Genomic DNA, 24,095 nt, shown 5'->3' with positions numbered 1-24,095 from the left:
GATCATCCCTTTTCAGGGTCAATGACGAGACAGCCCGTCCGGTTCCAATCTTTCAGCGATTACCGGTCGCGCGAGGCTGCCTCCAGAAGCATGAAGACATAGTCGGAAAAGGAGCGCCAGCATTCCACACGGAAAGCGTCCCTCTCCGTGCGCCACAGAATGACCTCCGCCTTGCCGAACACCGTGCGCGAGCATGCGCCGACGGGAAAGACGTCAAGCGAGAGATCCTGCGGGCAACCGGCATTGAGCACGGCCTCGACACGCGGGCCGGAGACAAGCACCGCCGTGTTGCGGTGCGAGACATCGACGGCGGAGTGGAACGCGCTGACAGAGGCGCAGTCTTCCATCAGGTCGCCGCCATTCTCATCGATCACCAGCCATTCGTCGGGACCGAGCCAAAGCGCTGCGCGTTTGCCGCCTGAAACCGACGCTTTGGGGCGCTGCGGCAGGTCGAGCCCGAGCGCCTTCGACAGCGGCTTTAGCGCCGTTTCGGGTGCGCGAAGCAAAAGCCGCGTGGCCGGCTCCGCACGCACCAGCGTGATGCCTTCATCATTGAGAAAGCGCCCTTCGAGCGCGCCTGTGCGGGCGATTGCGTCAGCCATTGGTGCGCGCTCCCTTCTCGTCAAAGAAAACCGTGGAGGTGACTTCCACCGTGATCGCGCCTTCGGGCATTGGCACGTAGAGGGTTTCGCCCATGCGTTCATGTCCGCCTGCCACCAGCGCCAGCGCGATGGAATGGCCGCAATTCTCCGACCAGTATGAGGAGGTGACATGGCCGAGCATGGGCACGGGAACCGGGGCGTCCGGATCGGCGACGATCTGCGCGCCCTCTTCCAGAACGGTTTTCGGGTCGCGCGTCCTGAGGCCCACGAGCTGTTTGCGGCCGGGAGCCACAAGATCCGGTCGGGCAAGGCCGCGCATGCCGACGAAATCCGTCTTCTTCTTGCCAATGGCCCATGAAAGCCCCGCATCGTGGGGCGTTACGGTGCCATCGGTCTCCTGCCCGACAATGATGAAGCCTTTTTCGGCGCGCAGCACATGCATGGTTTCGGTGCCGTAGGCGCAGGCCCCGTGCTTTTCGCCTTCCGCCCAGACGGCCTCCCACACGGCGCGGCCATAGTCGGCCGGGACGTTGATCTCGAAACCGCGCTCGCCGGTGAACGACATGCGGAAAAGCCTCGTGGGAACGCCGCAGATCATCCCCTCGCGCACCGACATATGCGGCATCGCATCGTCGGAGAGGTCGATGCCTTCCACCAGCGGGGCGATGATGTCGCGGCTTTTCGGCCCCTGAACGGCGATCACCGCCCATTGCTCCGAGGTGGAGGTCAGATAGACCTTCAGATCCGGGAACTCGGTCTGGAGATAGTCTTCCATGTGGTTGAGCACGCGCGGCGCGCCGCCGGTCGTGGTGGTCACGTGGAAGCGGTCTTCGGCGAGCCGCCCCACCACGCCGTCATCATAGATGAACCCGTCCTCGCGCAGCATGACGCCATAGCGGCAGCGCCCGACGCCGAGCTTCTGCCACGGGTTGGTGTACATCAGCTCCATGAAGCGCGCGGCATCCGGCCCGACGACCTCGATCTTGCCAAGCGTGGTGGCGTCGAAAATGCCCGCACTCTGGCGCACCGTGCGGCACTCGCGGGCAACCGCTGCATGCATGTCTTCACCGGCTTGCGGAAAATACCATGCGCGCTTCCACTGGCCGACATCCTCGAACACGGCCCCGTGCGCCTCTGCCCAGTCATGCATGGGCGTGCGCCGCACCGGCTCGAACAGACGGCCCTTGCCGTGCCCCACAAGCGCACCGAAAGTGACGGGCGTGTAGGGCGCGCGGAACGTGGTGAGCCCCACTTCGGGGATCGGCCGGTCCAGCATCTCGGCGGCGATGGCGAGCCCGTGCATGTTGGACGTCTTGCCCTGATCGGTCGCCATGCCGGTGGTGGTGAAACGCTTGACGTGCTCGATGGAGCGCATGCCCTCGCGCACCGCCTGGCGGATGTCCTTCGCGGTCACATCGTTCTGAAAATCGACAAAAGCCTTGGCCGTGCTTTCGGCTCCGGCCCCCTCGCCCGCACCCAGCATGCCGCCGGACCAGCGCTCGGTGCTGTCGGCGGCAAGTTTTGGCAGCTTGCGGGCCGCCCCGCCGGCGGCCTCATGCCCGGCCCTCAGGGCCTCGGCGACGGTTTCGCCAAGATCGATGCTGCCCGCACACGCGCCGACCGAGACCAGTTCCTGCACGGCATTGCCCGGCAGGAAACGCTGTGTTTCCGCATCGAAGGCCAGCTTGCCGCGCGACTGCGAGAAGAGGTGGACGGCCGGCGTCCAGCCAGACGAGGTCAGAAGCGCATCGCAGGTGATCGTGCGCTCCGCGCCGCCGGAAACCGGTCGTATCTTTATGGATGAAACCCTGAGCCGCCCGCCCGTGCCGGTGACGGCATGCCCCGTCAGGCACTCGATGCCAAGCCGGCGGGCCTCTTCCACATGCGGCCCCTGCGGATCGGGCCGGCAGTCGACGATGGCGGCAATGCTCACGCCGGAACGCTTCAGGTCCAGAGCAGCCTGCCAGGCACTGTCCCCGGCCGTGTAGATCGCCACATTGCGCCCCACCGTGACGCCGAAATGGTTCAGATAGGTGCGGGCGGCGGACGCCAGCATGATGCCCGGCCTGTCATTGTCGGGAAACACCATGTGCCGCTCGATGGCACCGGTGGCGAGCACAACGCACTTAGCCCGCACCTGCCAGAGCCGTTCGCGCGGCTGATCGGTGGCCGGGCTGACCAGATGATCGGTCAGCTGCTCGACGAGCCCCACCATGTTCTGCGCGTAATAGCCGAAACCCGTGGTGCGGGTGAGAAGCCGGACATTGTCGCGCGCGGCGAGATCCGCCGTCACGGCCTGCGCCCAGTTCCAGCCGGGCATGCCGTCGATCATCGCGCCGGTCTCATAGCGCAGCGCTCCGCCCGTTTCCGCCTGTTCGTCGGCCAGAATGACACGCGCACCGGCATTGGCGGCAGCAAGCGCTGCCGAAAGCCCGGCAGCCCCACCGCCGATGACAAGAACGTCGCAATGGGCGAAACGGTTTGCATAACAATCCGGATCGGGCCGGTCGGGCGCTTCGCCAAGACCGGCGGCGCGCCGGATGAAGGGCTCGTACACCCGCTCCCAGGCAGCCTTCGGCCACATGAAGGTCTTGTAGTAGAACCCGGCGGAGAAGAAGGGCGACGCCAGATCGTTGAGCGCACCGACATCGAAGGAGAGCGAGGGCCAGCGGTTCTGTGACACCGCGTTGAGCCCCTCATGGATTTCCTGAACCGTGGCCCGCACATTGGGCGCCCTGCGCGCGGCATCACGGTGAACGCCGACCAGCGCATTGGGTTCTTCCGCACCGGCGGAGACCATGCCGCGCGGGCGATGATATTTGAAGGAGCGACCGACAAGATGCACGCCATTGGCAAGCAGGGCCGATGCAAGCGTGTCGCCATGCAGCCCCTCGAAGGACTTGCCATCGAAGGTGAAACGAACGGGATCGGCCTTGCCGAGCCGGCCAGCGGTGGCGATGCGGAAAGGCTGGGTCATCACTTGCCCTCCCCGCCGATACCGGGCTTAGGCTCGCCTGCCTTATAAGTCGTCAGGAACCGGTCCGATACGGTGTCGCGCGCGGCGTTGAAGAACCGGGCGCAGCCATGGATGTGCCGCCAGCGTTCATAGACGATGCCCTTGGGGTTTGAGCGAATGAAGAAGAACCGCTCGAAATCTTCGTCAGACATTTCGGCCATGTTTTCTGGACGGGCGATATGCGCCTCGCCGGCATGGCGGAACTCCAGTTCCGGCCGGTCTTCCTGGCAATAGGGGCAGTGAATGAGAAGCATGTGATCCCCTTGTTTAGAGCGCCGTGCGTCCATTCGGACGCACAAAGGACGCTCTGTCCTGTTGAACCTGCGCATCGTGCTTTCCGAAGATCGTTTCCGATTTTCGGGCCGATGCGCTAGTGCGCCACGGCGGCGGCTGCCGCCTCATCGATGAGCCGGCCCTTGCGGAACCGTTCCAGCGTGAAGGGCGCGTTGACGGGATGCGGCTCGTCGCGCGCGACGGTGTGGGCAAAGACATGCGCCGAGCCCGGCGTCGCCTTGAAGCCACCCGTGCCCCAGCCGCAATTCACATAGAGCCCGCTGACCGGCGTTTTTGCGAGAATGGGCGAGCGGTCGGGCGTGACATCGACAATACCGCCCCAGGACCGCAGCATCTTCATGCGGGTGAAGATCGGGAACATCTCGCAGATGGCGTCGAGCGTGTGCTGGATGATGTGCAGCCCGCCGGTCTGGGAATAGGAGGTGTATTGATCGGTGCCCGCCCCGATGACCAGTTCGCCCTTGTCGGACTGGGAGATATAGGCGTGGACCGTGTTGGACATGACCACGCAGGGGAAGACCGGCTTGACCGGCTCCGACACAAGCGCCTGAAGCGGGTAGGATTCCAGCGGCACCTGAACGCCCGCCATCTGCATCAGCACCGAGGAATGACCGGCGGCAACGACGCCCACCTTCTTCGCGCCGATGGTTCCACGCGTGGTCTCCACGCCGGTGACGGCCCCGTCTGGCCCGCGATTGATGCCGGTAACCTCGCAGTTCTGGATGATGTCGACGCCGCGCGCGGCGGCTGCCCGCGCATAGCCCCAGGCAACCGCATCATGGCGGGCCGTGCCGCCGCGCCGCTGCAGCGCGGCCCCCATGACCGGATAGCGCGCCTCACGCGAAATGTTGAGCGGCGGGCAATAGGCCTTCGCCTCTTCAGGCGTCAGCCACTCATTGTCCACGCCGTTCAGCCGGTTGGCGTGGATATGGCGTTTGAACACCTGCACATCGTGCACATTGTGCGCCAGCATCATCACGCCGCGCGGCGAATACATGACGTTGTAGTTCAGATCCTGCGAAAGCCCGTCCCAGAGCTTCACGGAATGATCGTAGATGCCCGCGCTTTCGTCATAGAGATAATTGGAGCGGATGATGGTGGTGTTGCGGCCCGTGTTGCCGCCGCCGAGCCAGCCCTTTTCCAGCACGGCGACATTGGTGATGCCGTGCTCCTTTGCGAGATAATAGGCCGTTCCGAGCCCATGGCCGCCGGCTCCGACAATGATGACGTCGTAATTCTTCTTCGGTTCGGGAGAGGACCACTGTTCCGGCCAGCCCTTGTGGCCACGCATGGCCTCGCAGGCGATGGCGAAGACGGAATATTTGCGCATGGGCCTCTCCGCAATGCAGGCAGCGCGCCGCAGCCGGGCGCGTTCAGACACAGCCTAGCAGTAACGAAATCCCGCGCAATGGCTTGCGCTGATTGCGACGGCGCTTGCCGTTTTGCGTCAAATTTCGCGCTGAAGAAGACCCGTTGTCACGCAGCCAGATACTGGCTCTCTTCCTGCCGGCGAACACGCTTCGCCAGCAGACAGCCATAGGCCAGGAAAAGTAGCGAGATATAGAGCTCGCGCACCTCGGAGAGCTCATATCCATCCACCATGTCGACGCCGCGAATGATGAACACCAGCTTGGAGAACACATAGACGGCGGCAAGGGCGATGGCGGCAAGGCGCAGCTCGGAGGATTTGAGCTGGCGCACGATATCGAGACAGATCAGCAGCCCGAGGAAGAACCAGACCTGATAGGGCACGATGTTCCAGGATTCAAACATCAGTGACGCCACGGGCAGCCCGAAAAGCGCGAAGATGCGCGGCGGGATATAGGCCTCCACCTGACCGAAGAGACCGCCCGCACCACGCGGCCAGCACCAGGGCAGGACCACGAAGCAGAAAATCGCGCTCGTGTAATAGATGGCCTCGAACTGGTAGGTGTAGAAATTATGGATGTTGGTTTCATTCTGGATGTTCTTGCTGAAGAGATCGGGCGTGGCCCAGCCGAGCCAATGCTGCCCCCAGGACATCTCCTCCATCAGAATGAGAAATACCACGCCGGCCATGCCGGCCAGCACGAGACATGGCGGGAAAACACCGAGAAGGCGCGCGCCGCGCACGCTGCGCGACCGCCAGGCCGCAACGAGGAAGCTGATGACTGCGGCAATGAGCAGAACCTCGGTCGCCATGCCCAGCGGCTGCATCTCGCGCACAAAATCATTCAACGAGGTGGGAACGAAATGAACGGCGGCGGCGACCGCCAGAAGGAACCCACCAGCGACACCAATGCCCCAGAACGCCTGCGCCCGCTCGCCCCGAACCACCTCCAGGGTGCGCATGACAGGCTTCAACGCGATGAAAAGAAAAAGTGCAGCCAGAAAGGAAATGCCAATCCGGGCGCGACCGAAGGGCGTGAAGTCCGGATCCCCCTTGCGCAGCAGGCCATATCCATGGATGAGTTCGCCATAGACGGCCGAGCCAACAACCAATGCGAAAGCGGCCATGCCGAAACCGAGCCTCATCACGCTGGTTTTTAAGCCAGTGCCGGCCCGCCCATACTTCTCCGACATGTCGATATACTCCAATATACAAGACACGCCTGTGTAGTGCTCTTTCCTTTTCTCTACGTTAACGGGAACTGCCAGTTGAGCGCTTCCGGAAAAAATGCGAAAGAAAGCGCTCGACAGAAATATACCGTTCTGGTATGAGCCAGCGCTATTCGTGGCAGAATATGGCTGCGGAAACCTCTGCCCATGGGCGGAGGAAACCAGAATTCACTTTTGAAAATTAGAAGACCAACGTTCTGACAGGAAACCCACGTGCAGGTACTCGTCCGCGACAACAATGTTGATCAGGCGCTTCGCGCGCTGAAGAAGAAAATGCAGCGCGAAGGCATCTTCCGCGAGATGAAGATGCGTGGGCATTACGAAAAGCCGTCGGAAAAGCGCGCCCGCGAAAAGGCTGAAGCCGTTCGCCGCGCCCGCAAGCTGGCCCGCAAGCGCGCCCAGCGCGAAGGTCTGGTCGGCGGTCGTCCGGGCGCACGCTAACAGCGCCCATCTTTCGACGATTTCTGTCTGTATCGAACGCGGTTCGACCCTGTGGTCGCGCCGCGTTTTTGCTTACATATATCTCTGCACGAGGATGGGAGTTCTGCATGAGGACGGCAATGGCTTGGTTTGACACTTCGGTTATGGCATTAAAAGCCATGACTTTTTTCCCAGCGCCTTCGCCCAGCCCCCAGAGCCCTCGTGACATGAGCCCCCGTAACATGAGCCCCCCTGACATGAGGCCCAGCCGCATGCGTTCCCGCCCCCTCAGCCATGGACTTGCCGGCCTCGCGCTGGCGGCCCTGTTACCGCTGGCCGCCTGCCAGTCCGGCTCCAATCCGGCGACGGACATCAGCCGTGTGGATACGGCTCAGGGTTCTGCGCAGAACATCGGGTCGCTCAGCTCGGTCATCGACCGCACACCCAACGAGCCCGAAGCCTACAATATGCGTGGCGCGGCTTACGGACGTGCAGGGCGCTATCAGGAGGCGCTGAAGGATTTTGACAAGGCGATCTCGCTTAATCCGCGCTCGCCAAACGCCTATGCCAATCGCGCGCTGATCCACCGCTATATGGGCAACGACCAGCAGGCGCTGGCGGACTATAATCAGGCGATCTCGCTCGATCCCAATTACGACACCGCCTATATCGGCCGCGCGGAAATCTATCGCCTGGCCGGCCGCAGCACGGATGCGCTGGCGGATCTGGAGCGTGCGATCCAGCTCGATACGACGGACCCGCGCGCCTATTACCGTCGCGGCCTTCTCTATCAGGCTACGGGCCAGCATCCGTTCGCCATCGAGGATTTCGCCAAGGCGATCTCGCTCGCGCCAGATCAGCCCTATGGTTACAATGGCCGCGGCCTCTCCTACCTCGCCCAGGGTGATGACGAGAACGCATTCTCCGACTTCAACACGGCCATTCGCCTCGACAAGGACGTGGCGGAGAGCTGGGCAAACCAGGCGCTCGTCTATGAGAAACGCGGCGACAGGGCGAAGGCTGCCAAGTCCTATTCGCGCGCCCTTCAGCTCGATCCGGACTACATTCCCGCACGCGATGGTCTGGCGCGCACCCGCGCCTGATTCTCACCCACTCGCAGACTGCTGATCTTCTTTCAACGGCCCGCCATCGCGCGGGCCGTTGACGTATGGTCACCAAATTTAATCTGGAACCTTCTCTTTCGTGACGGGTTGTGAGGCCGGACGAAAAAGGAGTTCCAGTGATGAAAAAAGCAATCATTCTCGCTTCCGCCCTGACCGCCGCAGCCGCAGCGCCTGCCTTTGCGCAGGAGCGCGTCGAGGTCGGCGTTCTGGACTGCGTGATCGAAGGCGGCGCGGGCGTTGTGATCGCCTCTTCCCAGGAACTGGCCTGCACCTTCGAGCCCGCCGGTGACGAGCGCCCGCCGGAGACCTATGTGGGCGTGGTGAACAAGTTCGGCATCGATGTGGGCGTGAAGGACGCCACGCAGATGCAGTGGCTGGTTCTGGCCCCGACGGCGGACGCCTATGCGCCGGGCGCGCTTGAGGGCGACTATGCCGGCGTGAGCGCGGAGATCGCAGCAGGCCTGGGCGCCGGTGCAAACATCCTTGTCACCAAGGAGAGCGAGAGCCTGATGCTGCAGCCGGTGAGCCTTGAGGGCAAGACCGGGCTCAACGTCGCCCTTGGCGTCAGCGAGTTCCAGCTGCGCTCGACCTCTGCTGCCGAGTGAGACCTCCCTGCCCCACCTGGCACCAATAAAAAAGCCCGGCTTCAGGCCGGGCTTTCTTTTATCCAGAGCGCTTCCACTGTTCGTTGAATCGCGGAAGCGCTCTCATTCACTGTCTTTGCGCAATTCCGGGCGGAAAACCGGTTCCCACTTTTCCTGGAATTGCTCTAGCATTGTCTTTGCGCATTTCCGGGCGGAAAACCGGTTCCCACTTTTCCTGGAACTGCTCTAGTGATCCATCGCCTTGACGATGTCTTCGGTCATCTTCTTGGCGTCGCCCAGAAGCATCATCGTGCCGTCCTTGTAGAACAGCGTGTTGTCGATGCCGGCATAGCCGGAGCCGAGCGAGCGCTTGACGAAGAGACAGGTGCGCGCCTTGTCCACATCGAGGATCGGCATGCCGTAGATCGGCGAGGTCTTGTCGTCACGCGCGGCCGGGTTGGTCACGTCGTTCGCGCCGATGACATAGGCAACGTCTGCCTGAGCGAACTCGGAGTTGATGTCTTCGAGCTCGAACACCTCGTCATAAGGCACCTGGGCCTCTGCGAGCAGAACGTTCATGTGACCGGGCATACGGCCTGCAACCGGGTGAATGGCGTATTTCACCTCGACACCGGCTTCCTTCAGCTTGTCGGCCAGCTCACGCAGCGCATGCTGCGCCTGGGCGACGGCCATGCCGTAACCGGGCACGATGATGACCTTCTGCGCATTGGCCATCAGGTAGGCGGCATCGTCTGCCGAACCCTGTTTGACCGTGCGCTCGATGCCATCGTCTGCAGCCGCTGCCGTCTCGCCGCCGAAGCCGCCGAGAATGACCGAGATGAAGGAGCGGTTCATGCCCTTGCACATGATGTAAGACAGGATCGCGCCGGAAGAGCCAACCAGCGCGCCGGTGATGATGAGCGCGAGGTTGCCGAGCGTGAAGCCGATGCCGGCTGCGGCCCAACCCGAATAGGAGTTGAGCATGGACACGACGACCGGCATGTCAGCACCGCCGATCGGGATGATGATGAGCACACCGAGCACGAGCGAGGCGATCACGATCAGCCAGAAGATCGAGGTGCTCTGCGTGGTGACGAGCAGCACGATCAGAACGACCAGCGCGATTGCCAGACCTGCATTCACCACATGGCGCATGGGCAGGAGGATCGGCTTGCCGGACATGCGGCCATCGAGCTTCAGGAAGGCGATGATGGAGCCGGTGAAGGTGATCGCGCCAATGGCGACGCCCAGCGACATCTCGACCAGCGCCTGCGCGTGGATCGCGCCCAGCGTGCCGATGCCGAAGCTTTCCGGCGCATAGAGCGCCGCGGCGGCAACCATCACGGCGGCCAGACCGACCAGCGAGTGGAAGGCGGCCACGAGCTGCGGCATCGCGGTCATGGCGATGCGCTTTGCAATCACCGCGCCGATGCCGCCGCCGATGGCGAGGCCGAGCACGATGAGCACGAACCCGCCGAAGGAGGGCGTTGCGTAGAGCAGCGTGGTGCCGATGGCGATGGCCATGCCGACCATGCCGTAGACATTGCCCTGACGGCTGGTGGTGGGATGCGACAGGCCCCTCAGCGCGAGGATGAAGAGAATGCCGGAAACGAGGTAGAGGAAGGATGCAAGATTGGCGCTCACGTCACTTGTCCTTCTTCTTGTACATGGCCAGCATGCGGCTGGTCACGAGGAAGCCGCCAAAGATGTTCACCGACGCCAGGATGAGCGCGATGAAACCAAAGCCCGTGGCAAGCCCGGAAGCGGAGATGCCCACGGCGAGCAGCGCGCCGACCACGATCACCGAGGAGATCGCGTTGGTGACCGACATCAGCGGCGTGTGCAGCGCCGGCGTCACCGACCAGACAACGTAGTAGCCAACGAAAATCGCCAGCACGAAGATCGCGAAGCGGAAGACGAACGGGTCGATCGCCCCGCCGGATGCAGCATGCGCGAGTGCGCTGGCTGCATCGGCGACTTCGGCCGACTGCATGCTTTCAACGGCGGCGCGAACGCTCGCCCCGGCGCTGTCGAGCTGGTCGAGCGCCTTTTCCAGTGCGGTTGGTTCCATCAGGATTCTCCCCCCGATTTGGCTGCGGCAGGCTTGTCGGCAGCGCTGGACGCGCCAGCAGGCTTTGCTGCCGTTTTCTGGGCCGCTGTTTTCTTCGTCGCCGCGCCTGCTGCAGCCTTGGCTGCGGGCTTGCGGGCCGGGGCCTTCTTGGGCGCGGCCTTCCTGGGCGCGGCCGCCTTGGCCACCGGCTTCACGGTGTCGACGAAATTGGGATGAACCACCTTGCCGTCATGGGTGAGCATGGTGGCCTTCACCAGCTCGTCTTCCATGTCGACGGCGAGTTCCTTCTTCTCCTTGTCGACCATGGTCTCAAGGAAGGTGTAGAGGTTCTTGGCGTAGAGCAGCGAGGCGGAAGCAGCCACACGGCCCGGCACATTGAGGTGGCCGACGATCTTCACGCCATTGGCCGTGGTGACGACCTCACCCGCCTTCGCGCCTTCCACATTGCCGCCTCGCTCGACCGCCAGATCGACGATGATGGAGCCCGGCTTCATGGACTTGACCATGTCGGTGCTGACGAGGCGCGGCGCGGGCCGGCCCGGAATGAGCGCCGTGGTGATGACGATGTCCTGCTTGGCGATGTGCTCGGCGACGAGTTCGGCCTGGGCCTTCTTCTCTTCATCTGTCAGCTCGCGGGCATAACCGCCATCGCCGGAAGCATCCTTCAGCGCCTCGGTCATGATGAACTTCGCGCCGAGCGACTGGACCTGCTCGCCCGCAGCCGCACGAACGTCGGTGGCGGTGACGACAGCGCCCAGACGGCGCGCGGTTGCGATGGCCTGAAGGCCGGCAACACCAGCACCCATGACGAACACCTTGGCAGCCGGAACGGTGCCGGCGGCGGTCATCATCATCGGCAGCGCACGATCATACTCGGCGGCTGCGTCGATCACCGCGCGGTAACCGGCAAGGTTGGCCTGCGAGGACAGGACGTCCATGGACTGGGCGCGCGTGATGCGCGGCATGAACTCCATGGCAAAGGCGGTGACGCCCGCAGCAGCCATGGCCGCAACATCGCCCTCATTGCCGTAAGGGTCCATGCTGGCGAGAACCAGCGCGCCTTTTTTGTAGGTTTTGACTTCGGCCGGCGTCGGACGCCGCAGCTTCAGAACGACATCGGCTTTCGAGGCATCGGATGCCTTGCCGATTTTCGCTCCGGCTTTTTCAAATTCACTATCGACAATACGCGACTGCTCGCCTGCGTTCTTCTCGACGACAATGTCGAAACCCAGTCCAGCCAGCCGTTTGACCGTTTCAGGAGAGACCGCAACGCGACCTTCCGTAACGTCAACTTCTTTAGGCACAAATATGCTTTGTCCCACCGTCATATCCTTTCGGTTGGACCGTCCTCCCGGTCACGGAGCTGCGGCGGCAGCCCCGTTTGTTGTAGCGGATGACTGCTTCAGGACAGCAGCCAGACACCCAGCGCAGTGATGAGGATGAAGAGAACGGTGCTGGAGAAAAAGCCAGCAGGGGTGAAGAAACCAAAAGCCATGGCCACCAGAATGGCGACGATCACCAGGCTTGAATATTTGATGACGGCCAGGAAGAGATTGTAGGTCTTCTCGTGCTCGGCGTAGTCCATTTCTGCGCCCGTTTCGGCCGGTCCGGCCGGCATATTCTCTGCCATCACAAAAACCCCATCGGAATAGAATTGGTCTTGGGAGATAGCGAAAAGATGGCGCAAGGGCAATGGGAGGATTGCCCGATAAACAGCCAGATGCGCTTTCAAACGGTTTGGGAGAACCGTTTTGGCCCAATCGGTACGCTTTTTGGAACAAATCGTCGGCACACCGCCGCAATGGAGGCGTGCAATCTCACTGCCAGATGAGAAAAGCCGGCCCGGGCGTCAGGAAAGCCAGCGCTTGCGCCGCTTGTAGTGCTTCACATTGCGGAAGGAGCGCCGTCCCTCGCCGCCGACGCCAAGGTAGAACTCCTTCACGTCTTCGTTTTCGCGCAGGGCCTTGGCCTCGCCATCCAGCACCACGCGTCCCGATTCCAGAATGTAACCGTATTTTGCATAGCGCAGCGCCACATTGGTGTTCTGCTCGGCCAGCAGGAACGACACGCCCTGCTCTTCATTGAGCTGTTTGACGATCTCGAAAATCTCTTCGACCAGCTGCGGCGCGAGCCCCATGGAAGGCTCGTCAAGCAGGATCATCTTCGGGCGCGACATCAGCGCCCGGCCAATCGCCGTCATCTGTTGCTCGCCGCCCGATGTGTAACCGGCCTGCGAGTTGCGCCGTTCCCTGAGGCGCGGGAAATAAGTGTAGACGAGTTCGAGGTCCTCGCGGATCGCCGCCTGCCCGTCGCGACGGGTGAAAGCGCCCGTGAGGAGATTGTCCTCGACCGAGAGATGGCCGAAACAGTGCCGCCCTTCCATGACCTGGATGCAGCCCCGGCGCACCAGATCATTGGGCGAGAGGTTCTGCACCTCATCGCCACCGAACAGGATGGATCCCTTGGTCACCTCGCCACGCTCTGCGTGAAGCAGGTTGGAGATCGCCTTCAGCGTCGTGGTCTTGCCGGCGCCATTGGCCCCCAGAAGGGCCGTGATGCCGCCGCGCGGCACCGAGAGCGAAACGCCCTTCAAAACCAGAATGACGTGATCGTAGATCACCTCGATATTGTTGACTTCAAGGATCTGCTCTGCGGCTTCTGCCGGTGATGCTGGCGCTGTGGTCGTCATGCTTGCATGTCCTGTTTGAGCGGATCGCCGCTCCCCGTCGGGGCATTGAAGGGGAGCGGCGGCAGAAGGTGCTACATCTTGCACTCTTCATTGACCGGCCAGGGCGCATTCGCCTCGGCATACTCCTTGGCCTTTTCAAGCTCGAGCGGCTCGATCTCGGCGCGGTCGGGCGTCAGGAGATCAGACGCCTTGACGAACTTTGCGCCGTCCCACTGCAGCATCCAGCCGCCGCCATGGCCCGTGTGGTTGGAGCAGGAGGTGCTGAAGGGCACGAGCATGCCATCCGCGCCCAGCTCTTTCAGGCGGGCTTCATCCAGATTGATGTTCTCCAGCCCCCAGCGCAGCTGCTCCGGGCTCGGCGTGCGAACGTCGAACTCTTCCTGAGCGGCCTTGATGCCTTCGACCAGGATCACGGAGATCATCAGACCGCGCTGATAGAACACGGAGTCGAACTCGCCCTCGGACTGGTTGATCTGTGACTTGCCGGCATCGACGACATATTTCTTGATGTCGGCCATCAGCGGGGCTTCGGAATTCGGCACACTCCACGAGATGGAGCGATAACCCTTGCCCTGTTCGCCAACCAGTTTCAGGTCGCCATCATGGCCGGACCACCAGACGCCAACGAACTGATCCATCGGATATTTCGTCTTCACGGCTTCGGTGATGGCGCCGGCGTTCATCGCGCCCCAGCCCCACATGACCACGAAATCCGGACGCTCACGGCGGATCTGCAGCCACTGCGCCGACTGGTTCTGCATCTCGGTCAGACCGACCGGGATCGGCACCAGTTCGAAGCCATGCTTCTCGGCCAGCACTTCAAGCAGCGGAATGGGCTCCTTGCCGAAGGGGTGATCGAGGTGCAGGAAGGCGATCTTCTTGTCCTTGAGACTGTCGAGATTGCCGTCGGAAATGTTCTTCAGGATCATCGACGCGCCATCCCAGTAGGAAGATGGCGGGTTGTAGGCCCACTGGAACACCTTGCCGTCGGCCATCGGCGAGAAGCCGTAGCCGGGAGCCAGAATCGGGATCTTGTCGACATTCGATTTCGGCAGAACCTGAAGCGTAATGCCCGTGGACCAGGGCTGCGTGACCACGGCCCGCGCCTTGGTCTTTTCGTAGCACTCGACGCCCTTTTCGGTGTTGTAGCCGGTCTCGCACTCGTCATAGTCGAGTTTGACGCCGTTCAGCCCGCCATCACGTTCGTTGAGCAGGGTGATGTAATCGCGCTGACCGTTCATCAGCGGCGTGCCGGTGGCCGCAAACGGGCCTGTGCGGTAGGCCAGGTTCGGGATGTAGATGCTATCGTCCTGCGCCATGGCAGGCCCGGCAATGCCAACGCCCATCATGAGCGCCGACGACAGGATCGCAGTTTTGAGCATTCTCTTCATACTGTCTCCTCCACTTGTTCCGTTCTTCAAAAGGAAGGGGTGAACAATCCCCGTTTGATGCCCCCTGCCCGCCTAATGCGGGAAGGGCCAAAGAATGAACTTTTCGCGGATCATGGCCCAGAAACGCGCCAGACCGTGCGGTTCGATGATCAGGAAGGCGATGATGAGCGCGCCGATGATCATGATGTTCAGGTGCTCGACCATGGCGGAATCGACCGGGATGCCGAAGGCCCCCGGCACGCTGCTGATGATGACCGGCAGCGCCACGATCAGGATCGCCCCGAGGAAATTGCCGAGGATCGAGCCAAGCCCGCCAATGATGGCGATGAACAGCACACGGAACGAGAGCGGAATGTCGAACAGGTTCGCTTCCGCCGCGCCGCGCCACAGGAACACGAACAGCGCCCCGGCAATGCCCACCACATAGGACGACACGAAGAAGGCCATCAGCTTGGTGCGCATCAGGTTGATGCCCACGAGCTCGGCGGCGATGTCCATGTCGCGCACCGCCTTCCACATGCGCCCGATGCGGCCGCGCGTGATGTTGATGGCGAAGAAGGTGATCGCACAGACCACACACAGAACGAAATAATACTGCGCCATGGCCGTGGCGCGCGGCCCCGCGACCGTGATGCCGAACAGATCGATATTGGGCACCTGGATCGCACCGGAGGCATTGTAATTGTAGAGCCAGGCCCATTTCTGGAACAGCCAGACGAGGAAGAACTGCGCCGCCAGCGTGGCGATGGCCAGATAGAAGCCCTTGATGCGCAGCGATGGCAGGCCGAACAGCACGCCAATGGCCGCCGAGAAGAAGCCCGACAGCGCGATCGCCACGACAATGTTCATCTCCGGAAAGATTGAGACGAGCTTGTAGCAGGCATAGGCGCCCACGCCCATGAATGCGCCGGTGCCGAGCGACAGCTGCCCCGCATAGCCGGTGAGGATGTTGAGGCCGAGGGCTGCCAGCGAATAGATGAGCACCGGGATCAGGAGTGCGCGAAAGGCGAACTCGCTTGCGGTGAACGGAAAGATGACGAAGGCGAAGATCAGGATGACGCCGAGCAGGATCGCATCCTGACGCACCGGAAACAGCGCGTGATCGGCTTCATAGCTGGTCTTGAACTGGCCTGCTGTGCGGTAAAACATGGATTACACCCGCTCGATGATTTTTTCGCCAAACAGCCCCTGCGGGCGGAAGAGAAGCACGAGCAGCGCCAGCATGTAGGCGAACCACGCTTCGGTGTTGCCGCCAAGCAGCGGCTGGCCCCAGTAGATCTCGAAGACCTTTTCCAGAATGCCGATGGCCAGCCCGCCGATGATCGCGCCCATGACGCTTTCCAGACCGCCGAGCATGAGCACCGGCAGCGCCTTGAAGGCGATGACCTCCAGCGCGAAGGACACACCGGCCCGCGCGCCCCAGACAATGCCCGTGGCGAGCGCGATGACACCGGCGATGAACCAGACGATCACCCAGATGGTGGAGAGCGAAATGCCGACGGACAGCGCGGCCTGATGGTCATCGCCAAGCGCGCGGATGGCCCGGCCGATCTTGGATTTGTTGAGGAAGACCAGAAGAGCCGCCACGAGAACCATGGCTCCGATGACCGCCGTGAGATCCTTTTCCTCGATGGAGACGAAACCGCCAAACGGCTCGAACACAATGCTGCCGGTCGGGATGAAGAGCTGCTCGGTGATCATCACCTTGTTCTCGCCGCCGAAGATCAGTTCGCCGAAGCCGATCAAAAACAGCGTGATGCCGATGGTCGCCATGAACAGGATGATGTCGGGCTGGTTGACCAGCGGCCGAAGCACCACGCGCTCGATGGTCATCGCAAGGATCAGCATGACGACGAGCGTGAGCGGCAGCGCCAACAGGGCGGGAACGCCCTTTTCATAGAGGCCCACCAGCGTCAGCGCGGCGAACACCACCATGATGCCCTGCGCAAAATTGAAGATGCGCGAGGATTTGTAGATCAGCACGAAGCCGAGCGCGATCAGCGCGTAAAGCACCCCGCCGACGAGCCCTTCCCAGAGCACCTGAAGCAGGAAATCGGGAGCCGCAGCCATATCGGCGAAGGGCTGCACCAGAACATCGTTCAAGAATTCCATACGTTCCTCCCCTCGCCGCCTAGTGCGGGACACCCAGATAGGCGTCGATCACGTTCTGATTGTTTTTCACCTCGTCAGGCGGGCCGTCGGCGATCTTCTTGCCGTAATCGAGCACCACCACGCGGTCGGACAGATCCATGACCACGCCCATATCGTGCTCGATCAGCGCAATCGTGGTGCCGCGCTGCTGGTTCACGTCGATGATGAACCGGCTCATGTCTTCCTTTTCCTCGAGGTTCATGCCCGCCATGGGCTCGTCGAGGAGAAGAAGGGTCGGCTCCATGGCGAGTGCGCGGCCAAGCTCGACGCGCTTTTGCAGGCCATAGGGCAATTTGCCCACCGGTGTGCGGCGAATGTGCTGGATCTCCAGAAAGTCGATGATTTCCTCGACCTTTTCGCGATGCTCGATCTCTTCGCGCAGCGCAGGCCCATGCCAGAGCATCTGCCAGCCAATGTTGCGCTTCATCCTGACCGAACGCCCGGCCATGATGTTGTCGAGCGTCGACATGCCCTTGAACAGAGCCACGTTCTGGAAGGTGCGGGCGATGCCCTGCCCCACCGCCTGATGCGGCTTCATGGAGCGGCGCTCTTTGCCGCGAAAGATGATGGTGCCTTCCTGCGGCGTGTAGAAACCGTTGATGACGTTGAGCATCGAGGTCTTGCCGGCGCCATTGGGACCGATGATGGCGCGGATCTCGCCCTTCAGAACGTTCAGCGAGATGTCGGTGATCGCCTTCACGCCGCCGAAGGAAAGCGAGACATTCTTCACGTCGAGAAGCACACCGCCCCTGGCAATGCCGTCATCGGGCGCGGTGAGCTCATTGGGATCGGGGCGCGGGTTCATTCGGCAGCCTCCCGGACATTTTCGGCCGGAACCTCATGGATCTCGGCATCGACGATCTTGACCGTCGCGCGGATGACGCCCTTGCGGCCATCCTCGTAAGTGACCTGGGTTTCCACGAACTTCTCCGTCGAGCCATCGTAGAGCGCCTCGATCAGCTCGCCGTAACGCTCGGCGATGAACTTGCGGCGCACTTTCTGGGTGCGGGTCAGCTCGCCGTCATCGGCATCCAGCTCCTTGTGCAGGACGAGGAAGCGCTTGACTTGCGAGGCCGCCATCAGGGGCTCGCGGGCGAGCCTGCGATTGGCCTCGTTCACATGCGCGGCGATGGTCTCATAGACGCGCGGATGCCCGGCCAGTTCCTGATAGGACGCGTAGGCGATGTTGTTGCGTTCGGCCCAGTTGCCGACCGCCTGCAGGTCAATGTTGATGAAGGCTGCGCAGAATTCGCGCCCATGGCCGAACGCCACCGCTTCCTGAATGTCGGGGAAGAATTTTAGCGTGTTCTCGATGTATTTCGGCGCAAACAGCGCGCCCGAGGCGAGCTTGCCGACATCCTTGGCCCGGTCGATGATCTTGAGCTGGCCGTCGGTGTCGAAGAAGCCGGCATCGCCGGTGTGCACCCAGCCATCCTCGGTCTTGGTTTCGCGGGTTGCCTCGTCATTTTTGTAGTAGCCGACGAAAACGCCCGGCGAGCGATACATCACCTCGCCGCTCTCGGCGATGCGAATTTCCACCTCGGGCGATGGCAGCCCCACCGTGTCGGGACGGATCTTTCCGTCTTCCTGCGCGGTGATGTAGACGGTGGCTTCGGTCTGGCCGTAGAGCTGTTTCAGGTTCAGCCCGAGCGAGCGGTAGAAGGAGAAAAGCTCCGGTCCGATGGCCTCACCGGCCGTATAGCCGACCCGCATGTTCGAAAAGCCCATGCGGTTTTTCAGCGGGCCATAGACCATGAATTCGCCGAGCCGGTATTTCAGCCGGTCCACGAACCCGACCTGCTCACCATTCAGAATGCGCTCACCGACCTTAGCGGCATGGGCGAGGAAATAGTCGAACATGCCCTTTTTGAGCTTTCCGGCATCTTCCATCCGCACCATGATCGAGGTCAGCATGGCCTCGAAGACGCGCGGCGGCGCGAAGAAATAGGTCGGCGCGATCTCGCGTCGGTCCTCGTTCACCGTTTCCGGGCTTTCGGGACAGGCAACGCAGAAGCCCGCCGTATAGGACTGGGCGTAGGAGAACAGGTGATCGCCCACCCATGCCAGCGGCAGATAGGCGATGATCGTCTCGTTCTCGGTCAGATTGTCGAAGGCGTTGCCGTTGATGGCCGAGCGCACGAAATTGTCGTTCGACAGCATCACGCCCTTGGGGCGGCCGGTGGTGCCGGAGGTGTAGAGAATGACCGACAGGTCGTCCCCGCGCCCCTTCCCGATCTCGGCCAGCCAGCCGGCATTCGCCTCGGGCTCCCCGGCAAAGCGGCGCATGCCCGTTTCGCGCACATCGTCATAGGCATGAAGATGGGTGTGGTCGTAATCCCTGAGGCCGCGCTCCTCGTCATAGACGATCTCGGTCAGGAGCGGCACCTCGTCCGAGATGGAGAGAACCTTGTCGACCTGCTCCTGATCCTCGACCACGGCGAAGGTGACCTCGGCATGGTTGAGCACATAGGCCATTTCTTCCGCCACGGAATCGGCATAGACCGGCACGGGAACCGCGCCCAGAGACTGGGCGGCGGCAAAGGTCCAGTAGAGCCTTGGCCGGTTGGAGCCGATGACGGCGATCTTGTCGCCGCGCTTCAGGCCGATTTTCTGCAGGCCGAGCGCGAAAGCCCGGACCTCCTCAAGCTGTTCTGCCCAGGTCCAGCTCTGCCAGATGCCATAGTCCTTGAAACGCATGGACGGCCGGTCGCGGAACCGCTCGGCGTTCAAGAGCAGATATTTGGCGAACGTATCCTTAGACGCGTCTGTATGCGCCAAGTCGCTTACCTCCCACTGTCAGCGGTAGATCCGCTGTTGTTCCGGTTCCTCCCCGAACCGGACTATTGATTGGGTTGAGGGTTCCACGAAACCCGCAGCCATTCAACACGCCCCTTGACAGACACCGCACCAGTTTGTCTTTATACTGGAGGAAGTCTATGCGCAGGCGGCAGTATTTCCGAAGCGCGAAAAGCATATTTCAGACCAAAGTCTAAAGCTGATCTTGGAGCCGTATGGCGCGCGCCTTTGCGCCTGCCGAACAGGCCCGGACGATGCTGCGCATCGGCCGATCAGAATCTTCCCGTCCGGCACTTTCCCGTCAGGAATCGTAGCGGCTCAGCGCCTCGGCATCGACAACCGTGATGCGCCCGTGCTCGGCCTTGAGAAGCCCCTCGTCTTCCAGCTCGTGCAGGGCGCGATTGACCACCTGGCGCGAAACGCCGGCCAGAAGGCCCAGTTCCTCCTGGCTGATCTCGATGGCGTTGCCGGCGCGCGGATAGAGCGTTCGATTGAAAAACCACGACAGATTGCGCGCCACACGGGCGTTCGGCCCGAGAATACGGTCATATTCGATGGTGGCGATGAACTGGCCCATACGCTCGTTGAGCTGGCGCACGAGGAAGCGATTGAAGCCGGTGCTGTTTTCAAACAGCCACATGAAGGTCGGGCGCGACAGCATGGTGAGCCGCGTGTCGCGGATGGCGACCACGTCATACTGGCGCGGTTCGCCCTTGAGCACCGATCCTTCGCCGAACCAGCCGCCATCGGTCACGCCGGCAAAGGTCATTGCCTTGCCGGCAGCCGAAATCGCGCTGATCTTGATGAGCCCCTCGGCAACGCCGGTCCAGTGGTCCAGCCGGTCACCGCGGTGACAGATATAGCTTCCCTTGGAAAACAGGCGTTCCGTCAGGCCGCGCCGCGCACGCTCCAGCTCGTCGTCGCTCAGTTCGACAGACCAGATGGCATCCGCTGCAATGTCCTTTTTGATGCTCATGTCTTTTCGATAACCCGCCTGCCGGCGAGCGACAAGAAGCGATCCCGGCGAATGGCAAATAGATCAGGCAGCGTCGAGCAGATATTTCGCGGTCGGGAGAACGGTCAGCGGCGCCACTTGGCCGGGCGCCGGGCGCTCAAAAAGGAGCCGCTGTTCGGATTTCGTCGACAGGAAGAAGGGAAAACGCTCGACAATCGGGCCGAATTCCTTGGAGCAGATACCGCCAAAGAGCATCAGGGGGATGCTGATCGGCGGGTATGCGCGCTCCGGGCTCATCTGACGCGCGCCAAAGATACGGCGGTAGAAAGCCGTGTGTTCCTGGCGGATCAGGCAGGCGCAATAGGTTGAATGAAAATACTCATAGGCAGCAATGACCAGACGCAGCGACACATAGGGTAACGCCCGGTATTCGCGCGCGATGTCCGGATCGGCCGCAAGCATGCTCGGATTGATGCAGGTTTCGCCGTCATCGATATGCGGCAACATGATATCGCCAAACCCTTTGGTCACGGGGCCAAGCGGATTGTCATGGTCGATCTGGTGCAGACGCACAGTGCTGACCAGACGCTTGTCTATGTAAACAGCGAAATTGTAGCAGTTGGGAAGATCGTCCAGATCATCCTTCACGATCTGCCGCTCCGATTCCGGCACGAAACCATGCGCATGATAGGAGCGATAGCGAAGGTGAAAGATCTCTTCCCGATCTTCGCTCGTATCGCAACGGCGATACTCCGTGCGCTCCAGAAGCGCCATCACGCCATCGATGAAGCTTGAGGATTTTCTTTCCGGTTCACGGACGAAACGCTCCGCCCCCGGTTTTAGGCCGACCAGGCCGGTACTCGTGACCATTGCCGCATGCCCCACGTCGACTTTTACAACCTCTCGTACATTTCAAGCGTAAACCCCTCACGGTTTATGTAAAGCTGAAATTCGTACGAATTATATTTAGATTTTATTAACCTTAACAAAAGCTTTTCGGGCAAACGCCATTGCAAAGCAAAGAATCAAGCCTTGTCAGACAGATGCGCGGTTGGTGCCGGAAGGGGAATGGGCGGGGAAGGACTGCTTCACTTCCGCCATGGTCTCGATGCCGGAAGCCGTAAGCGCTGCGCCGAAGAGGAAACCCTGTAAAAGATCGGGTTTCACATGGCTTTCGAGCAGCCGGAGCTGGTCGAAACGCTCGACGCCTTCGACGGTCACATCGAGGCCGAGCTTGCGCGACAGGTCCACAACGCCCTGAAGCAGGTGAAGCGAACGCTCGCCCTCCTTCAGATTGGCAACGAAGCTGCCATCGATCTTGACCTTGTCGAGCGGTAAGGTGTGCAAATAGCTGAGTGAAGAATAGCCGGTGCCGAAATCATCAAGCGCAATCCGCACGCCGAGCTTCTTGAGCGTGTTGATGTAGCGCACCGTGGCTTCGGTGTCGTTCAGAAGCGCGGTCTCGGTCACCTCGATTTCGAGGCGCGCCGGATGCAGCCCTGCCCTCTCGAGCGCGCGCTCCACCTTGCCGATCACGTCACTGGAACGAAAATCCTTGGCCGACAGGTTGACCGAAACGCCCACATGTTCGGGCCATGTCACGCATTCCTTGCAGGCCGCTTCCAGCACGATGGTGCTGATTTCGGAGATCAGCCCCATTTCCTCGGCAAGCGGAATAAAGATGGCCGGCGACACGAGACCAAGATCCGGGTGATCCCAGCGGCACAGCGCCTCGCAGCTTGCGATCCGCATCGTGTGGGCGTCCACGATCGGCTGGTAGACAACCCGCAGGCTGCGGGCCTCAATGGCGCTTCTGAGGTCGGCCTTCATCACCTGGCGGTTGCGGAAGGCAACATCCATTTCCGTCTCGAACAGGCTCCAGCCGTTCTTGCCGAGCTCCTTGGCCTTGTAGAGCGCAAGGTCGGCCTTGACGATCATGGAATCCACATCGCTGGAGCGAACAGGAACAACCACGGCGCCACCGCTCGACTGGATGCGCATCGCGTGGCCGGCAACATCGACTTCACCACTGAGCGACGAGAAGATCTGCTCGAACTGACGGGCGAACTCCGCCTCGTCTTCCACCTGATTGAAATAGAGCATGAACTCATCGCCGCCAAAGCGGCTGATGCGCACATTGGCGCTCTCAAAAGCGGAAAGCCGCTCCGCCATGGCGTAGATCAGCCCGTCGCCGACCGGATGACCGAGCGTGTCGTTCACCGTCTTGAAATCGTCGAGGTCGAGAACGGCCAGACCACACAGGCGGTCCTGATCGCCCGCAGCCATGGCCTCGGAAACCTTTTCATGGAAATAGGCCCGGTTGGGCAGGCTGGTGAGGCTGTCATAGCGCGCCATGAAGCGGATCTTCTCTTCCGCCTCCACACGGCTTGTCACCTCTTCGAAGGTGAGCACACCGACCTCGTCATGGCCTTCGCGCGCGGCGAACTCGAAGTGACGGCCATTGGTCATCCGCAGCAGAACCTTCCGATTACGGCCCTCGCGCAGGGCCTTCGAAAGGTGCTCTTCTGCATAGTCGTAATCACGCTGGGACAGGAGACCGCTCGCCACGCCGCGCATCAGCAGCGATTTGAGCGTGCGGCCAAGCATCTGCTCCGGTGATTTGAAGCCCAGCATTTCGGCAGCCTGGGTGTTGCTGACCACCACCCGCTCCTCATTGTTCAGCATGAGAAGGCCGTGGTGCATGGTGTTCAGCGCCCGGTCGAAGCGCTGCGCCAGGCGCGTGGAGCGCTTTTCCTCGCTGATCGCCGTGAACAGCACGGTGCGCACCAGATCCGCCATCTTGGTGACCACCAGCATGAAGGGCGCGATGAAAAGGCCAAGCGCGAAATGATAGAAATCGCCCTTCAGCATCAGGCCGAGCGCCATCGGGAAGACGATGGTGAGCGTCAGGATCGACACCATTTTGTGGGAGCCGTAATTGCGCCCGGCAATGGTGATTGTGCCGCTCAGAATGGCGGAAACGGCGGCGAGTTCACTGAAATTGTCGCTCGACCAGACAATCGCGAAGAAGCCGAACGCACCGACCACAAGGCCGTGCAGGCTGCCCCACCACAGATAGCGGTTTTCCCAGGCGAGCGCCGAGGGGTAATCAGAGATCAGATCGTGATCGACGCGCGTGATCTTGAAGTAGCGCCACAGGCCGGCGGCAAACATGGCCGGCCCGAAGAACAGATGCGCGGCCTGGCCGGTCTTATAGTAGAGAAGAAGCGCAATCAGGCCATAGCAAGCCGCGCCGACGGGCAGTACTCCGACGTCCTGAAACAACGAACGGATGTACCCAACGTAGACGTCTTCCGGTATGCTGTTCTTAGAGTTTTTCACTGCATGAGCCCGATTGACGGGCCCATTTGTGACACAACAGCATTAAGAAAAGTTTATCCGGC

21 protein-coding genes are annotated in these 24,095 nt (G+C 61.6%); 3 read left to right on the top strand and 18 right to left on the bottom strand.

The genetic code is table 11. The annotated features are described in order from the left end of the window. Positions 1 to 59 precede the first annotated feature (59 nt). The 5 genes from NDI72_RS04935 to NDI72_RS04915 form a co-directional block, all read right to left on the bottom strand. Positions 60 to 602 (bottom strand): sarcosine oxidase subunit gamma, encoded by a 543-nt coding sequence (locus NDI72_RS04935; RefSeq protein ID WP_206547825.1) that lies wholly within the window; start codon positions 600 to 602, stop codon positions 60 to 62. Then, entirely contained in the window at positions 595 to 3,579 is a 2,985-nt protein-coding gene (locus NDI72_RS04930) for a sarcosine oxidase subunit alpha (protein ID WP_283799835.1), read from the bottom strand. Before NDI72_RS04930 ends, NDI72_RS04935 begins: the two co-directional genes overlap by 8 nt. Next, a complete protein-coding gene (locus NDI72_RS04925) occupies positions 3,579 to 3,872 on the bottom strand; it encodes a sarcosine oxidase subunit delta (RefSeq protein ID WP_206553738.1) in 294 nt (97 codons plus the stop codon). Before NDI72_RS04925 ends, NDI72_RS04930 begins: the two co-directional genes overlap by 1 nt. Positions 3,873 to 3,988: 116 nt before the next feature. Next, entirely contained in the window at positions 3,989 to 5,242 is a 1,254-nt protein-coding gene (locus NDI72_RS04920; RefSeq protein ID WP_283799834.1) for a sarcosine oxidase subunit beta, read from the bottom strand. A gap of 146 nt (positions 5,243 to 5,388) precedes the next feature. After that, positions 5,389 to 6,474, bottom strand: a complete 1,086-nt coding sequence (locus NDI72_RS04915) for a hypothetical protein (protein ID WP_283799833.1) — start codon at positions 6,472 to 6,474, stop codon at positions 5,389 to 5,391. 249 nt (positions 6,475 to 6,723) lie between these two features. On the opposite strand from NDI72_RS04915, the gene rpsU reads away from it, so the two are divergent. The 3 genes from rpsU to NDI72_RS04900 all read left to right on the top strand — a co-directional run bounded on the left by rpsU (position 6,724) and on the right by NDI72_RS04900 (position 8,659). Beyond that, positions 6,724 to 6,951, top strand: a complete 228-nt coding sequence (gene rpsU / locus NDI72_RS04910) for a 30S ribosomal protein S21 (protein ID WP_007008828.1) — start codon at positions 6,724 to 6,726, stop codon at positions 6,949 to 6,951. 251 nt (positions 6,952 to 7,202) lie between these two features. Then, on the top strand, positions 7,203 to 8,033 hold the full coding sequence (locus NDI72_RS04905) for a tetratricopeptide repeat protein (RefSeq protein ID WP_162742200.1): 831 nt from the start codon (positions 7,203 to 7,205) through the stop codon (positions 8,031 to 8,033). Between the two features lie 140 nt (positions 8,034 to 8,173). Further along, a complete protein-coding gene (locus NDI72_RS04900; protein ID WP_113152966.1) occupies positions 8,174 to 8,659 on the top strand; it encodes a DUF992 domain-containing protein in 486 nt (161 codons plus the stop codon). A gap of 225 nt (positions 8,660 to 8,884) precedes the next feature. On the opposite strand, the gene NDI72_RS04895 is transcribed toward NDI72_RS04900, so the two are convergent. The 13 genes from NDI72_RS04895 to NDI72_RS04835 all read right to left on the bottom strand — a co-directional run bounded on the left by NDI72_RS04895 (position 8,885) and on the right by NDI72_RS04835 (position 24,033). Beyond that, entirely contained in the window at positions 8,885 to 10,282 is a 1,398-nt protein-coding gene (locus NDI72_RS04895) for an NAD(P)(+) transhydrogenase (Re/Si-specific) subunit beta (RefSeq protein ID WP_113152967.1), read from the bottom strand. A 1-nt stretch (position 10,283) separates the two neighbouring features. Beyond that, entirely contained in the window at positions 10,284 to 10,709 is a 426-nt protein-coding gene (locus NDI72_RS04890) for a proton-translocating transhydrogenase family protein (protein ID WP_113152968.1), read from the bottom strand. After that, the gene (locus NDI72_RS04885; protein WP_206547830.1) at positions 10,709 to 12,031 is read right to left on the bottom strand and encodes a Re/Si-specific NAD(P)(+) transhydrogenase subunit alpha; all 1,323 of its coding nucleotides are present in this window, start codon (positions 12,029 to 12,031) and stop codon (positions 10,709 to 10,711) included. Before NDI72_RS04885 ends, NDI72_RS04890 begins: the two co-directional genes overlap by 1 nt. Before the next feature lie 80 nt (positions 12,032 to 12,111). Further along, a complete protein-coding gene (locus NDI72_RS04880; protein ID WP_283799832.1) occupies positions 12,112 to 12,339 on the bottom strand; it encodes an aa3-type cytochrome c oxidase subunit IV in 228 nt (75 codons plus the stop codon). Positions 12,340 to 12,558: 219 nt separating this feature from the next. Then, the gene (locus tag NDI72_RS04875; protein WP_206544209.1) at positions 12,559 to 13,398 is read right to left on the bottom strand and encodes an ABC transporter ATP-binding protein; all 840 of its coding nucleotides are present in this window, start codon (positions 13,396 to 13,398) and stop codon (positions 12,559 to 12,561) included. A gap of 71 nt (positions 13,399 to 13,469) precedes the next feature. Further along, positions 13,470 to 14,789, bottom strand: a complete 1,320-nt coding sequence (locus NDI72_RS04870; RefSeq protein ID WP_206547831.1) for an ABC transporter substrate-binding protein — start codon at positions 14,787 to 14,789, stop codon at positions 13,470 to 13,472. Between the two features lie 72 nt (positions 14,790 to 14,861). After that, entirely contained in the window at positions 14,862 to 15,938 is a 1,077-nt protein-coding gene (locus NDI72_RS04865; protein WP_113152971.1) for a branched-chain amino acid ABC transporter permease, read from the bottom strand. 3 nt (positions 15,939 to 15,941) lie between these two features. Beyond that, complete coding sequence (locus NDI72_RS04860; RefSeq protein WP_206544211.1) at positions 15,942 to 16,901, bottom strand: branched-chain amino acid ABC transporter permease; 960 nt, start codon at positions 16,899 to 16,901, stop codon at positions 15,942 to 15,944. Positions 16,902 to 16,920: 19 nt separating this feature from the next. Then, complete coding sequence (locus NDI72_RS04855) at positions 16,921 to 17,745, bottom strand: ABC transporter ATP-binding protein (protein WP_113152973.1); 825 nt, start codon at positions 17,743 to 17,745, stop codon at positions 16,921 to 16,923. Then, positions 17,742 to 19,718, bottom strand: a complete 1,977-nt coding sequence (locus NDI72_RS04850; protein WP_206994778.1) for an AMP-dependent synthetase/ligase — start codon at positions 19,716 to 19,718, stop codon at positions 17,742 to 17,744. The genes NDI72_RS04855 and NDI72_RS04850 overlap by 4 nt, the downstream gene beginning before the upstream one ends. Positions 19,719 to 20,037: 319 nt before the next feature. After that, entirely contained in the window at positions 20,038 to 20,712 is a 675-nt protein-coding gene (locus NDI72_RS04845; protein WP_113152975.1) for a Crp/Fnr family transcriptional regulator, read from the bottom strand. 63 nt (positions 20,713 to 20,775) lie between these two features. Continuing rightward, positions 20,776 to 21,561, bottom strand: a complete 786-nt coding sequence (locus NDI72_RS04840) for an N-acyl amino acid synthase FeeM domain-containing protein (RefSeq protein ID WP_206544213.1) — start codon at positions 21,559 to 21,561, stop codon at positions 20,776 to 20,778. A 165-nt stretch (positions 21,562 to 21,726) separates the two neighbouring features. Then, complete coding sequence (locus tag NDI72_RS04835) at positions 21,727 to 24,033, bottom strand: putative bifunctional diguanylate cyclase/phosphodiesterase (protein WP_206544214.1); 2,307 nt, start codon at positions 24,031 to 24,033, stop codon at positions 21,727 to 21,729. Between the last annotated feature and the right edge of the window lie 62 nt (positions 24,034 to 24,095).

It is taken from the genome of Nitratireductor sp. GZWM139 (assembly GCF_030068685.1).
GTDB lineage: Bacteria > Pseudomonadota > Alphaproteobacteria > Rhizobiales > Rhizobiaceae > Nitratireductor > Nitratireductor aquimarinus.
Note: the sequence above shows the minus strand (reverse complement) of the source record. Positions and strands in the feature narration are given on the sequence as shown.

Bases quoted from the DNA above. Each gene is read 5' to 3' on its own strand.
- NDI72_RS04935 (WP_206547825.1), bottom strand. From the start codon at position 602: ATGGCTGACGCAATCGCCCGCACAGGCGCGCTCGAAGGGCGCTTTCTC.
- NDI72_RS04930 (WP_283799835.1), bottom strand. From the start codon at position 3,579: ATGACCCAGCCTTTCCGCATCGCCACCGCTGGCCGGCTCGGCAAGGCC.
- NDI72_RS04925 (WP_206553738.1), bottom strand. From the start codon at position 3,872: ATGCTTCTCATTCACTGCCCCTATTGCCAGGAAGACCGGCCGGAACTG.
- NDI72_RS04920 (WP_283799834.1), bottom strand. From the start codon at position 5,242: ATGCGCAAATATTCCGTCTTCGCCATCGCCTGCGAGGCCATGCGTGGC.
- NDI72_RS04915 (WP_283799833.1), bottom strand. From the start codon at position 6,474: ATGTCGGAGAAGTATGGGCGGGCCGGCACTGGCTTAAAAACCAGCGTG.
- NDI72_RS04905 (WP_162742200.1), top strand. From the start codon at position 7,203: ATGCGTTCCCGCCCCCTCAGCCATGGACTTGCCGGCCTCGCGCTGGCG.
- NDI72_RS04900 (WP_113152966.1), top strand. From the start codon at position 8,174: ATGAAAAAAGCAATCATTCTCGCTTCCGCCCTGACCGCCGCAGCCGCA.
- NDI72_RS04890 (WP_113152968.1), bottom strand. From the start codon at position 10,709: ATGGAACCAACCGCACTGGAAAAGGCGCTCGACCAGCTCGACAGCGCC.
- NDI72_RS04880 (WP_283799832.1), bottom strand. From the start codon at position 12,339: ATGGCAGAGAATATGCCGGCCGGACCGGCCGAAACGGGCGCAGAAATG.
- NDI72_RS04875 (WP_206544209.1), bottom strand. From the start codon at position 13,398: ATGACGACCACAGCGCCAGCATCACCGGCAGAAGCCGCAGAGCAGATC.
- NDI72_RS04870 (WP_206547831.1), bottom strand. From the start codon at position 14,789: ATGAAGAGAATGCTCAAAACTGCGATCCTGTCGTCGGCGCTCATGATG.
- NDI72_RS04865 (WP_113152971.1), bottom strand. From the start codon at position 15,938: ATGTTTTACCGCACAGCAGGCCAGTTCAAGACCAGCTATGAAGCCGAT.
- NDI72_RS04860 (WP_206544211.1), bottom strand. From the start codon at position 16,901: ATGGAATTCTTGAACGATGTTCTGGTGCAGCCCTTCGCCGATATGGCT.
- NDI72_RS04855 (WP_113152973.1), bottom strand. From the start codon at position 17,745: ATGAACCCGCGCCCCGATCCCAATGAGCTCACCGCGCCCGATGACGGC.
- NDI72_RS04845 (WP_113152975.1), bottom strand. From the start codon at position 20,712: ATGAGCATCAAAAAGGACATTGCAGCGGATGCCATCTGGTCTGTCGAA.
- NDI72_RS04840 (WP_206544213.1), bottom strand. From the start codon at position 21,561: ATGGTCACGAGTACCGGCCTGGTCGGCCTAAAACCGGGGGCGGAGCGT.